This is a genomic window from Sulfurimonas sp., from assembly GCF_027056685.1.
Classification (GTDB): Bacteria; Campylobacterota; Campylobacteria; order Campylobacterales; family Sulfurimonadaceae; genus Sulfurimonas.
This window is the reverse complement of the sequence record NZ_JALUKE010000228.1, coordinates 1245-1917: the sequence shown is the minus strand read 5'-3', so window position 1 is coordinate 1917 and position 673 is coordinate 1245. Positions and strand designations below refer to the sequence as shown.

1 protein-coding gene is annotated in these 673 nt (G+C 27.3%); it reads right to left on the bottom strand.

All coding sequences use genetic code 11. From position 1 onward, the window contains the following. Nucleotides 1-673, bottom strand: a 673-nt coding sequence (locus MVY38_RS10010) for a hypothetical protein (RefSeq protein WP_297485773.1), incomplete at both ends; no start/stop codon positions are given.

The window sequence follows — 673 nt, the reverse complement described above, 5'->3', positions numbered from 1 at the left end:
ATAGAGGCTTTCAACTTTACTACTGATATAAGTTAGTTGGTTGGTTTTGATGTTTTGTCTCCATAAAACTACCGGGTGGTTTTCAATTAATTTTTGGTATTGAATTTTATCTTCTTTAAAGTTATTGATTTTCAAATCTAGAGACAGAGTTCTTTCTTTTACTTTTAAATCAATCAAAGTATTTTTTCCAGTAATTATTAATAACATCATGCTTAATAAACCAGTAAAAATTAGACCAATAGTTGCCACTAATTTATTGCTATTTATTCTGTTGTTTGCTAAATAGGCCAGTGTGGGCTGATAGTTAATTGCCCATATATCTTTGGAAAAAGTTATTAAAGATTGAACTGAAAAATCATTAAAAATAGGTTTGTTAACCTCTCTAAGTTTGAGTGGTTTATTTAAGTCTTCAATTGTGATACTCACTTGAGTATCGTATAAGTGATACGAATCTAATATGTTGTTGATTAACTTGATTGGGTCGTGAAATATAACAATTGTTGTCTTTGCATTTGTTTTGATAAATTGATATGTATTGCTAAATAATTTAGAATTCTCATGATAGCTGGTTCTATTTTTTGATAATGTAGTTTTGAGAAAATCTTTATAATTAATTTGTTGTATTAAATTAAATCGGCTGTCATTTTGCTTGTGAGGTTGGAAAAATTTAATG